The sequence below is a fragment of the Ruminococcus sp. YE282 genome, from assembly GCA_900101355.1.
Classification (GTDB): Bacteria; Bacillota; Clostridia; order Oscillospirales; family Acutalibacteraceae; genus Ruminococcoides; species Ruminococcoides bromii_A.
Window position 1 is genome coordinate 40118 of sequence record FMUV01000016.1, and the last position, 11744, is coordinate 51861.

General features: G+C 37.1%; 7 protein-coding genes. All 7 read left to right on the forward strand.

Annotated elements, in window-relative coordinates; translation table 11 throughout:
* Window positions 1-21 precede the first annotated feature (21 nt).
* On the forward strand, window positions 22-504 hold the full coding sequence (locus BLP46_RS06915) for an Lrp/AsnC family transcriptional regulator (RefSeq protein ID WP_092977574.1): 483 nt from the start codon (window positions 22-24) through the stop codon (window positions 502-504).
* Window positions 504-1682: an aminotransferase class I/II-fold pyridoxal phosphate-dependent enzyme gene (locus BLP46_RS06920; protein WP_092977576.1), complete on the forward strand. Its 1179-nt coding sequence runs from the start codon at window positions 504-506 to the stop codon at window positions 1680-1682. The genes BLP46_RS06915 and BLP46_RS06920 overlap by 1 nt, the downstream gene beginning before the upstream one ends.
* Entirely contained in the window at window positions 1672-2541 is an 870-nt protein-coding gene (gene ispE, locus BLP46_RS06925; protein ID WP_092977578.1) for a 4-(cytidine 5'-diphospho)-2-C-methyl-D-erythritol kinase, read from the forward strand. Before BLP46_RS06920 ends, ispE begins: the two co-directional genes overlap by 11 nt.
* A 51-nt stretch (window positions 2542-2592) precedes the next feature.
* A complete protein-coding gene (gene spoIIR, locus BLP46_RS06930) occupies window positions 2593-3204 on the forward strand; it encodes a stage II sporulation protein R (protein WP_092977580.1) in 612 nt (203 codons plus the stop codon).
* Window positions 3205-3350: 146 nt separating this feature from the next.
* The gene (locus BLP46_RS06935) at window positions 3351-6695 is read left to right on the forward strand and encodes a PD-(D/E)XK nuclease family protein (protein ID WP_092977582.1); all 3345 of its coding nucleotides are present in this window, start codon (window positions 3351-3353) and stop codon (window positions 6693-6695) included.
* Window positions 6692-10258 carry a helicase-exonuclease AddAB subunit AddA gene (gene addA, locus BLP46_RS06940; RefSeq protein ID WP_092977584.1) on the forward strand — a complete coding sequence of 1189 codons (3567 nt, stop codon included), beginning with the start codon at window positions 6692-6694 and terminating at the stop codon, window positions 10256-10258. Before BLP46_RS06935 ends, addA begins: the two co-directional genes overlap by 4 nt.
* 201 nt (window positions 10259-10459) lie before the next feature.
* Window positions 10460-11734 carry an ISL3 family transposase gene (locus BLP46_RS06945; RefSeq protein WP_092977586.1) on the forward strand — a complete coding sequence of 425 codons (1275 nt, stop codon included), beginning with the start codon at window positions 10460-10462 and terminating at the stop codon, window positions 11732-11734.
* Window positions 11735-11744 lie beyond the last annotated feature (10 nt).

Genomic DNA, 11744 nt, shown 5'->3' on the forward strand with positions numbered 1-11744 from the left:
GAAAAACAGGAGGAATTATATATGGATAAACTATTACAGCTTTTAAGTACAAACTCCGGATTTACTACATCCGAAATTGCCTCTATGCTCGGAGAGCCTGAGGACTACATAAAAGCACAAATAAAAGAATATGAAAATAAAGGAATAATCAAGGGTTATCAGGCTGTTGTAAATTGGGACGGTTTGGACGACAACTTTGTTGAAGCACTTATTGAGTTAAGAGTAACTCCTAAAAAAGAAACAGGCTTTGATGAAATGGCTGAAATGTGTATGGCATTTGACGAGGTTGAATCCGTTTATCTTATGGCAGGTGTTTATGATTTTGCTCTTATTGTTAAGGGCGAAACAATGCAGGATATAGCTATGTTTGTTGCCAAAAAACTTTCAACTATTGACGGTGTGCTTTCAACAGGAACACACTTTATTATGCGCCGTTATAAGGACAGAGGAATGAATTTGATTAATTCCGATAACCAGGTTGACGAGAGGAGCTTAATTCTCTGATGAATTATGACAATTACATTAACAACAGCATAAAAACAATTCCTCCGTCAGGCATACGTCGTTTTTTTGATATTGCAAATGAGATGGACGACGTTATTTCACTGAGTATTGGCGAACCTGACTTTCAAACCCCGTGGCATATTCGTGACGAGGGCATAAGAAGCCTTGAAAAGGGCAAAACATGGTATTCTCCGAATCGAGGCTTTTCTGAGCTTCTTAACGGAATTTCAGATTATTTTGAGCGCAAGTTCGGTGTAAAATATGAAGCTGACAAGCAGATTCTTGTAACTGTCGGCGGCAGTGAAGCAATTGACCTTGCTCTTCGTACGCTTGTAAATGAGGGAGAAGAAGTAATTATTCCTGAGCCCTCATTTGTCTGTTATGAACCGCTTACAGTAATGGCAGGCGGAAAACCTGTAATTATAAAAACAAAGAATGAAGATAGTTTTCGCCTTAAAGCAAAAGATCTTGAAGCCGCAATAACGCCAAAATCTAAACTTTTGGTTCTGCCTTATCCAAACAATCCGACAGGTGCAATAATGGCTAAAGAGAATTTAGAAGAAATAGCAGAGGTTATCAAAAAACACGATTTGCTTGTGTTGTCTGATGAAATATATTCCGAGCTTACATACGGAGGCAACACTCATACATCAATTTCTTCAATTGACGGAATGTACGAGCGAACCGTAGTAATAAATGGCTTTTCAAAGTCATATGCAATGACCGGTTGGCGACTTGGATATGCACTCGGTCCTGCTCCTATAATTGCCCAGATGACAAAGTTGCACCAGTACGGTATAATGTCGGCTCCTACAACAGCTCAGTATGCCGCTATTGAGGCACTAAAAAACGGTGACCGTGATATAAATAAGATGCGTGATGAATATGATATGCGTCGCAGGCTTGTGGTTGACGGTTTTAACGCAATGGGTCTTTCATGCTTTGAGCCTCTTGGTGCGTTCTATGTATTTCCTTGCATAAAAAGTACCGGACTTACATCTGAAGAATTTTGTACAAAGCTGATTATGGACAAGCATGTTGCCGTTATTCCGGGAACTGCATTTGGAAAATGCGGAGAGGGCTTTGTACGTGTTTCATATTCTTACTCGCTAAAACATCTAAAAATAGCTCTTGAACGCATAAGAGAGTTTTTGAAGGAGCTAAACAATGAAGGTTGAGGTAAAAGCCCCGGCAAAAATTAATCTTACACTTGATGTTGTAGGAAAGCGCACTGACGGATATCACGATATTTCAACAATAATGCAGGCTGTTGACCTTTACGATATAATCACTCTTGAAGATAATGACAGCGGAGCGGTAACCGTATCCTGTAACTATGACGGAATACCTTGCGATGACAGTAATATATGTGCCAAAGCTGCCTATCGTTTTTTTGATTACTGCAAAACAGATGTTAAAGGTGTTCATATTGATATTAACAAAACTATTCCTGCACAGGCAGGTCTTGCCGGCGGAAGCAGTGACGGAGCTGCCGTAATACTTGGACTTAATGTCCTTTTTGATTCAATGCTCAAGCCTGCAGAGATGCACGCAATTGCCGAAAGAGTCGGAGCGGATGTTCCGTTTTGCCTTGAAGGCGGTACTATGCTTGCAACAGGAATAGGAACCGTGTTAAAAAAGATGCCGTCTTTTAATTGTTATTCAATTGTTATTTGTAAGCCTGACAATGTAAGTGTGTCAACTGCGGAAGCTTATAAAAAGGTTGATGCGCTGAATCCCCATCCGTCATACACAGATGAGATGATTAAGGCACTTTTCAGCCGTGATATGTTCTTGATTTCAACAACTATATTTAACGACTTTGAACTTGCACTGCAAATTCCCGAAGTTGCGGACATTAAACGTATTATGCTTAAATCAGGTGCAAGAGGTGCAGGAATGTCGGGTTCCGGTTCGGCAGTTTTTGCTGTTTTTACATCTGATAGAAAGGCAAAAAAATGCGTTGAAGCCTTAAAATCAATATATAAAGAAACATTTTTATGCAAGCCTGCAAAAAAAGGCTGCTTTGTTGTATAATATCAAAATAACCTGCCCATAATCTTTTCCAAGAGAGGACAGGTTATTTTTATGAAAATATTTATTAAATCAGCCTGCATAGCATTTGTGCTTGCAGTTATTTATTCAATGATACCGTTCCAGTCTGAGTGTTCACAAATTTCGGATGAGGTTTTCAGATTGCACATCCTTGCAAATTCAGATTCGGATTTTGACCAAAATTTGAAACTGAAAGTCAGAGATAAGGTTCTTTGTTTTACTCAGTCTCTTTTTGAAAGTGCAAAATCCAAGGAAGAGGCGGAAAAAGTAATTTCTGAAAATCTTCAAAGCATAGCTGATGTGGCATATGCGGAAGTATTAAATAACGGATTTGATTATTCGGTAAAGGCTGAAATAACGAATATGTATTTTTCTACAAGGTACTACGATAATTACACTCTTCCGTCGGGAATGTACGATGCCCTTCGAATAACAATAGGTGAAGGAAAGGGTCATAATTGGTGGTGTGTAATGTACCCGTCAATTTGCATTTCAAGCGAGAGCGAAAAAGATTCAAAGGCTCGTGAGGTTTTTGACCAAAAGCAGTATGATATTGTAAAAAACGAACAGTATCAGTATAAATTCAAAATTGTAGAATTGTTTGAACAATTTTGCTCTTCCTTTGAAAATCAAAAGCAAATTTGATTTTGAACGCATTGTTACTATTTAATCTCTATGCTAAAATAATCACAAAAACCAAAGTCCTGTTTTTGACGCACATGTTATTATATAATAATTATATAAATTATATAAATTTTAAAAACTGATTTAACACAAATTTCGGAGGGAATATGCTTCAATTTATTCTCGGAAAAAACGGAGTGGGCAAAACCACATATATTTACAATTCAATAAAGAAACTTGCCGAAAGCAAAAATGAAAATATAATAACGCTTGTTCCCGACCAAATAACTTTTGAAACGGAAAAAGCGTTTCTTGATATTCTTGGCGCGAGAAAGTCTAGAAATGTTAAAGTGTTTGGATTTTCACGTTTTTGTAATTATATTTTTGAATTGACTTCCCACAATCCCAAAAATGTAATTGATAAAGGAACACGTGCGGTAGTAATGAATATTGCACTTGAACAGCTGTCTGAAAAACTGACTGTACTTAATTCCAAAAATTCCAAAAGCAACACTTCGTTAATGCTTGGTACGTTATCAGATTGCAAGAAAAATAACATTTCTCCTGAAATGCTGAGAAATGTTTCAAACTTTATTACTGATAATACATTAAAATCAAAACTTTCTGATGCTGCACTTATTCTTGATACGTACGATGCAGTTGTTTCACAAAGTTATATTGACCCGCTTGATGATTTAACACGATTATATAATATTCTTGTAGAGAATAATGAGCTTTTGAAAGATTATTATCTTTACATAGACTCGTTCAGTGACTTTACGGCTCAGCAGCTAAAGGTTCTCAGGCTTTTGATTTCACGCTGTAAATACATCTGCATTTCGCTCACACTTGATGTCTTTTCTAATGACAATGAGGAATTGTTTGCAACGTCAAATAAGACATATAAGATTCTAAAAAATTATGCAAAACAAGACTTTGTCGATATTAAAACGCCGATTAAACTTACGGAATTAAAAAAATATAAAAACGATGAATTGGCTTTGCTTGAAAGCTCAATTTTTCGCAATGAATATGCTAAAAGTGATATAGAACCTCAGAATATAAAATTATATTCTGCTTCCAATACATATGATGAGTGTGCTTTTGTAGCCAAGCGCATAAAAGACCTGGTTATAAATCGTGGCTATCAATATTCTGATATTTTGGTAATCTGTCATGATACCTTACCGTATAACGGAATACTTGATATGGTTTTTGAAAAATATGATATTCCGTATTTTATGGATGTTCATAAGACTGTTGACGTTAAGCCTGTTATAAGGTTTGTAAATTCTGTTTTCAGAATAATTCTGGATGATTTTGAGCGTGAGGATGTTTTGTCACTGCTTAAAACCGGGCTGACAAATAATTCTCCCGATGAAATCAGCATATTTGAGAATTATGTTTTTATATGGAATATTAACGGTTCTGCTTTTAAATCTGAGTTTAAGCAAAATCCGAGAGGTTTTTCCGATAAATTTTCAGAATCTGACACTAAGAACCTCAGGGTTGCCGAGAAAGTAAGAAAATCAATTGTTGAATCGTTACTTTATTTTAAAGATAATATAAAGGATAAAAACGGCAGAGAAATAACGACCCAACTTTATGATTTACTGTGTAAATTTGATGTACCAAAGACCCTTGGCAATATGTATGACAAACTTGAAAATGGAATCCAAAAAGGACTTGGTGCGGAGCAAATAAGAATTTGGAATTTTTTGATGGACGCTCTTGATAAAACTGTTGCCATAACTTCCGAGATGAGGCTTTCCGCAAAAAGATATTTTGAGCTTTTATCAATACAAATTTCCTCAATTGAGTTTTCACGAATACCCCAAACTCTTGACTGCGTTAATGTTACAACATCGGAGAGAGTAAGGTTGTGCGATAACAAAGCGTCATTTTTGATAGGCTGTACGGACGGCAACTTTCCTGCTGTTCTGCAGACAATCGGATTGTTTTCATCATATGAAATGAAACTTCTGTCATTAAATGAAATTAAACTTTCCGTAGATTCTTCTGACCTTGCTAATCTTGAAACATTTCAGACTTATTGTTGTATGACTTCTCCGTCAGAAAAACTGTTTGTGTCATATCCTGCTGTCGATTTGCTCGGTACACAATATACTCCGTCTGTTATATTCGACGAAATCAAAAAAGTTTTTCCGCACATTCCAATGCTTGACAGTGCCGATTTTGATTCGAGAAAAGACGCTATGTATGCCAAAGCGCCTGCATTTGAAGAATATGCCCGTTCAATGTCTGGCGGTTCATCATCTCTTTTTGGTTTAGATGAAATTCTTAAGAAAGATGAGTATTACTCTGCAAAGTGCGGAGCAGTAGAACGTTCACTTGATGATTCGCCGTTTAAAATAGAAAACAGTGAAAATGCAAAGCTCTTATTCGGTGACAATTTAAATATTTCTGCTTCTCAGATTGAAAAGTTCAGTCTTTGTCATTTTTCATATTTTTGTAACTACGGGCTCAACATTCGTGAACGCAGAAAAGCAGAAATTAATCCGCTTGAATACGGAACGCTTGTGCATTATTTACTTGAACAATTTTTTAATAAATATTCCAAAAAAGAATATTCAACATTTGGTGACGATAAAATTAAAAGTTTTATAGATTCGACTGTCGGTACATATATTGAAAGCCACTTCGGCGGAGCCGACACCAAAAGTAAATCATTTCTTTATAAACTCAACGTTTTGCAGACTAATGTTTTAGTTTTAATGAAACATATAATAAAAGAATTATCACAAAGTGATTTTGATGTTTCGGATTGTGAGCTGAAAATCGGAACAGAAATACCCGCATACACAATTAAACTTCCGACAGGTCAAAATATTGCCGTATACGGCAGTATAGACCGAGTTGACGTTATGAATAACGGGGCAGAAAAATATATAAGAATTGTTGACTACAAAACCGGTACCAAAACTTTTAAATTATCGGATATTCTTTACGGACTTAACCTCCAAATGCTTCTTTATCTTTATGCCCTCAAAGTGAACGGAAAAGAAAAATATGGCGATTTTGTACCTGCCGGTATTCTTTATATGCCTGCTACGGTTCCCGTTATTTCTGCCGATGATAATACAACCGCGGAAAAAATAGAAGGAACACTTGATACAAAATTAAAAATGAACGGTATTTTGCTTGATGATGTCAAAGTGATTCGAGGAATGGATAAGTCGGAGCTTGGCAAATATATTCCTGTAAAAATTAAACTTGATACACCCATGTCAGACAGAAGCCTTGCAAATATCGCTCAGTTTGGAGAAATCTTTAAAAAACTTGATGCCACAATAATTTCAATGGGACAGGAGCTTTATTCAGGCAATATCCCTGCATCTCCAGCAAAGGGAGCGCACGATGCGTGTGAATACTGCCCATATGACAGCGTTTGTGCATATCGTATGAGTGAAGCAAGAAATACTTTTGATGTTGACAATAAAGAAGTTTTTAAGCAGATTGAAAAAGGACTTGACGGGGAGGTGCTGAAATGAACAGAGAATGGACAAAACAACAGCTAAATTCAATATATTCAACCGACGGTTCTGTTCTTGTTTCAGCTGCCGCCGGTTCCGGTAAAACCGCTGTTTTGGTTGAGCGTGTAATTAACCTTATTACACGCAAGGACAATCCTATTGATGTTGACAGATTGCTTATTGTAACCTTTACCCGTGCAGCAGCTGCTGAGATGAGACAAAGAATCACTGAAGCGTTAAACAGTATGCTTGAAAATGACCCATACAACTCAAGGCTGCTTATGCAAAAACAATTGTTATATAACGCAAGCATATCAACTATTGACAGCTTTTGCGGAAATATTGTTCGTGAATATTTCCATGCGGCAGGTGTGTCTTCTGATTTTAGAATTGCAGACGAAGGAGAACTTGAAATTCTCAGAAATCAAGCACTTGACAAGTCGTTTGAAACTTTTTATGAGACTGAAAGCAAAGAATTTTCATCACTTCTTGATGCATTTTCAAGCAAGGGTGGAGACACCAAATTGCGTGAGACAGTTCTGAAAATTTGTACGTTTTTGTCTACACAGCCGTTTCCGAATAAATGGCTTGATGATATGCTCAGCAGTTACGGCGAGCATTCGGTTGCCGATTCAATATGGGGAAAAATTATAATAGATTATTCTGTTCCTGCGGTAAACCATGCAGTTAATTTGACCGAAAATTCCATTAAGCTCCTTGACGACGATCAAAAACTCAAGGAAAAGGCAATAGAGCTATTTGAGAGTGACCTTGTATTTTTAAATGAGTTGGGTAAAAGATTATTATCCGCAAATTGGGATGATATTGTAATGCACTTATCTTCATTTAAATCTGGCAGAATGTCTGCCCCGAGGGGATATAAGGATAATCCGCTCAAACTTGCCGTTTCTTCTAACCGCGATGAAGTTAAAATCACAATAAAACAGATAAGTTCATATTTTTGCAGGAGCGAGGCAGAAGCTTGTGCTGAATTTTCAGAGCTCGAAAGCATTGTAGCTGTACTTTTTGAACTTGTAAGAGAATATATAAAAGAGTTTGATTTATTAAAATCCAAAAAGAACATTCTTTCATTTGCCGATGTCGAACTTTTGACAGTAAAATTGCTTGCAAAACCCGATGAAAAAGGCGGTTACATAAAAACTCCGCAGGCGTATGAAATTTCCGAACGTTACGATGCGGTAATAGTTGATGAATTTCAGGATGTAAATGATGTTCAAAATCTCATCTTTAATTGTGCCAGCAATGATGAAAACAACCTGTTCGTTGTTGGTGATGTTAAGCAAAGTATATACGGATTTCGTCAGGCAAAACCACAAATTTTTATCAACAGAAAAGAAAGTTATAAAAAGTTCGATGAACGTAATCCTGTTTATCCTGCAACTATTATTCTTGATAAGAATTTTAGAAGCAGGAAAGAGGTTTGCGATACCGTTAACTTTATCTTTTCCAGACTTATGACAAAACAGGTTTCAGGGATGGACTACACAGCAGACGAACGTCTGAATACCGGTGCAAAATATCCTGAAAGTGATAGTTGTGATTTTGAAATATCACTTATAGAAAAGTCTGCTTTTGAAGATGAAGATTATGTAGAGATTGAAGCGAGACACATTGCCAATAAAATTCACAAAATGATGGGTAGCGGTTTTACCGTCAAAGACGGTGATGTTCAGCGTAGTGTAACTTATGGAGATTTCGCCGTGATTTTGCGCTCAACAAAATCTAAAGCCAACAAATACGTAAACGTGCTTGCTGAGTGTGGAATTCCTGCCTACTGTGAAGAAAAAGAAAACTTCTTTGAGACATTAGAAGTGAAAATTTTGCTGAGTATTTTGAGAATAATTGACAATCCGACGCTTGATATCCCACTTTTGTCCGTACTGTGCAGTCCGCTTTACGGCTTTACACCCGATGAACTCTCATTGATTCGCAGCAATGACCGTCATTCTAATCTTTATACATCACTTGTCAAATTTTCAAAGACCGATAAAAAGGCAAAAGATTTTCTCAAAGAATTAGCTGACCTCAGGGCATATTCATGTATAAGTACCGTTGATGAGCTTATCGGCAAAATATATGAAACTACTGCACTTGGAGCAGTTACCTCAGCAGTAAGAGGCGGGGAGTCTCCTTTGCAAAATTTAAATCTTATAAGAGTTTACGCACGTAATTTTGAAGCAAACGGATTTAAAACCCTGTCAGACTTTGTATCATTCATAGATAACCTTATTAACAATAAAACAGCCGTTCCTGCGTCGTCAAGTATCAATCCGATCACACTTAACGGCGTAAGAGTTTTGAGTATACACAAATCCAAGGGACTTGAATTTCCTGTTTGTTTTATTGCAGACGCAGCTCATGAGTTTAACAAAACTGACCTAAAGTCAGATGTATTGATTGACAGCTATGCCGGTCTTGGAATAAAGCGCAGACAGGGAATTTGTAGGTACAATACTTTGCCAAGGCTTGCGGTTGAAATTGAAATATCCAAAAATGAAATTGCAGAAGAATTGCGCGTCTTATATGTGGCTTTGACAAGAGCAAAAGAAAAACTTATTATGGTTGCTTCAATAAAAAATATTGAAAAGTACCTTTCAAATCTTTACTCAAAGTTAGTGTTTGAGTCGATAATTGAGCCTTATACGGTTGAACGCTGTAAATCAATTTGTGATTGGATTATGCTTACTGCTCTTGTTAATCCGTCATTGTATGAATTGAGAAAAACAGCTGATTTTTCAGCAACTCCTGTTACTTTATTGCAACCATATCCAAATTGGAAATTCGAGATAATAGATAAGCGCAGTGATGTTTTAACCATGGGAACAGAAGATTCGCTTGATTTTGTTATGAACTTAGCTCAGGAGACTGAACAAGTTTCTGATGAATTTAATTATGGTGACCTTTTGAAGAAAAACTTAGATTTTAAATATAAAAATGCCGAAATTATGTCGCTCCCTCAAAAGGTCAGCGCTTCGCAGATTGCACATAATCAGAATGAAGATTATTTTGATAAGGTACTTACAAAGCCTACGTTTATAAACCGTTCAGCCGCTTCCTCTGTCGAACGCGGAACAGCACATCATTTGTTTTTACAGTATTGTGATTTTCAGTTGGCAAGAGATGATATAAATTCAGAAGTAGAACGTCTTATGTTTCGTGGGAGATTGAACGAAGAACAGTCACAGTGTATTGATTCAGTTAAATTGTCAGAACTTTTACATTCGGAATTGTTTGACAGAATCATAAGGTCCGAAAGAATTTATCGTGAAGAAAGATTTACTGTGAAAATAAAGGCTTCAGATGCGTTTGAAGATTATGCAAATATCAGTTCGGATGCATATGTTATTATGCAGGGCGCAATAGATTTAGCATTTGTTGAAGACGGAAGACTTGTAATTGTCGATTATAAGACAGACAGAGTAGGGAATATAGCTAAGCTTGTTTCGTTATACAAGAAGCAACTGGAACTGTATAAACAGGCTATGGAGCAGTCAACGGAATATAAAGTCAAGGAACTTATTATTTGTTCTGTTCACCTTAACCGTTATACCTCTTTGTAAATTTAATTATATTAATTGAAGCAGGCAGCCGATATTTCAGCTGCCTGCTTCAGATTTTTATTTGTATTTAATTAATAATACTATTGCAGTTTTATCCATCATCACGGAAAAATGTGGGATAATCAAAAGTAAATATTGAAAAAGAGCATAGGAAGCTCCAAAATTGTAGTTGAAGAGACAAACAATGGAGGAGAGAAACCTATGCTCTATTTAGATGATATCAAAGTTGAATTTGAAAGTCAAGGATTTAAAGGAACACATATAGGAATCAGTCCTAAAAAAGATAAAAGCGTACTGTTTCTGGAGAGCTTAAGGTCAACGCAGACAGTCCGGTACCCTTATTGCGGAGGCAGTGTATATATTTATGAAAACGGACAAGTCAAACTCAAAGATATTCCAATATGGAGAGGTACTACACACATATGGAACTTCTTTATCCATAGATATCAATGCAACTGTTGCCACAAAACATTTACAGAAGAAATACCTTTCAAATATCCCGGAACACGGATAACATACCGAGCTGCAAACTGGATCAAAGGCTTTTTGCAGCAAAAAATGTCCATCAAAGCAATACAGGAATTGACCGGTATTCACTGGGACACGATTCGCAAAGTACAGCGAGAGATTATGGACGAGGCGATTTGGAAAAGAGAAGAAATGTTAAGAGAGGAAGGCTATAAGCCGAGGATACTTGCTGTTGATGAATTTGCAATCCATAAAGGACACAGTTACGCAACCTGCGTGATGGATTTGGAGCAGGGAGATATCTTATGGGTCGGAAAGGGCAGAGCGATGAAGGATTTTGAAAAGTTTTTTGAAGATGTGCCTTCCGACTCCTTGTCGGCAGTCATCGCGGTAGCGATGGACATGAACGCATCTTACAGCAAGCTTGTTACAAAGCATTTGCCCAAAGCACAGATTGTATATGATCGGTTTCATATGCAGTCGCAATTTGGCAGAGATGTTCTCTGTGTTCTTCGTCTGGATGAAGCTCGCAGGCATAAAGCCAAAGAAAAAGAAATCCTTGCCGATATCTCGGATGATACCGACAAGGAAACTATGAAATCTCTTAAACAAGAAGCTAAAACGGAAAAGCAGGAATACAGCCAACTCAAGAAGCTGCGCTGGTCATTGCTCACTAACTCTGATAAACTCTCCGACAGTAAAACCGAGCAATTACAATCTATTCTGCTAGATCATCACGACCTTGCTGTTTGTTATGCCATGAAAGAGGAAATGTGCAGACTTTATGAATTGACAGATTACCAACAAGCAGTCGCCGGATGGACAAAATGGTTTCAGGCGGCGAAAGAAAGTGAGATTCCCGCATTGGTACGGTTTGCAGTTCAAAAAGAAAAACGGCTCCCCGGCTTAATGACCTGCCCCATGCGGCAACCCATAAAATTTTGTGTAAATAATAATCCTTCAAGCAATAACAGAATACAGGATTGCGGTTGCAATCAGGCTTTCTGATTTGCCCCGT

Coding starts and splice junctions, on each gene's coding strand:
- BLP46_RS06920 (WP_092977576.1), top strand. CDS start 504: ATGAATTATGACAATTACATTAACAACAGCATAAAAACAATTCCTCCG.
- ispE (WP_092977578.1), top strand. CDS start 1,672: ATGAAGGTTGAGGTAAAAGCCCCGGCAAAAATTAATCTTACACTTGAT.
- BLP46_RS06935 (WP_092977582.1), top strand. CDS start 3,351: ATGCTTCAATTTATTCTCGGAAAAAACGGAGTGGGCAAAACCACATAT.
- BLP46_RS06915 (WP_092977574.1), top strand. CDS start 22: ATGGATAAACTATTACAGCTTTTAAGTACAAACTCCGGATTTACTACA.
- addA (WP_092977584.1), top strand. CDS start 6,692: ATGAACAGAGAATGGACAAAACAACAGCTAAATTCAATATATTCAACC.
- spoIIR (WP_092977580.1), top strand. CDS start 2,593: ATGAAAATATTTATTAAATCAGCCTGCATAGCATTTGTGCTTGCAGTT.
- BLP46_RS06945 (WP_092977586.1), top strand. CDS start 10,460: ATGCTCTATTTAGATGATATCAAAGTTGAATTTGAAAGTCAAGGATTT.